1 protein-coding gene is annotated in these 585 nt (G+C 66.8%); it reads left to right on the top strand.

Features of this window, described 5'->3' with window-relative positions; genetic code table 11:
• A partial coding sequence (locus tag DR046_RS23115; RefSeq protein ID WP_115384645.1) for an IS630 family transposase occupies positions 1 to 453 on the top strand: 453 nt, incomplete at its 5' end.
• Positions 454 to 585: the final 132 nt, after the last annotated feature.

The raw sequence follows: 585 nt of genomic DNA, 5'->3' as shown, positions 1-585 counted from the left end.
AGGGGAAGCAGACCGCCCGCGCCTCGCGATACCCGCTACCAATGGGCCTACCTCTTCGGCGCCGCCTGTCCCGCCCGGGGCGCCACCGCCGCGCTGGTCATGCCGCGCGCCGACACGCATGCCAGGTCCGCCCACCTCGCCGAGATCGCCCGCACCGTCGCCCCCGAGGCCCATGCCGTCGTCGTCCTCGACGGCGCGGGCTGGCACGCCGCCAAGGCGCTCGTCGTCCCGGAGAACCTCACGCTCGTGTCGCTCCCGCCCTATGCTCCCGAGCTGAACCCGATCGAGACCGTCTGGGCCTACCTGCGCGCCAACCGCCTCGCCATCTCCACCATGGACACCTGGGACGACATCGTCACCCGATGCTGCGAAACCTGGAACTTCTTCGCAGGCGATCCCGACCGCATCCGATCCATCACCAACCGCGACTACGCCAAAGCGGTCAGCAGGTAGGGCCGTTGGTATCACATTGCTTTGATTTCCTGACATGAACCGGGATCGGCGGTGTTCTGATGTCGCAGGGTTTGGTATGTTTGGGTCCGGAACCCTGCGATTTCGGAGGCCCGATGAAGCCCAAATCTCGCG

Source organism: Jannaschia formosa (assembly GCF_003340555.1).
GTDB lineage: Bacteria > Pseudomonadota > Alphaproteobacteria > Rhodobacterales > Rhodobacteraceae > Jannaschia > Jannaschia formosa.
Note: the sequence above shows the minus strand (reverse complement) of the source record. Positions and strands in the feature narration are given on the sequence as shown.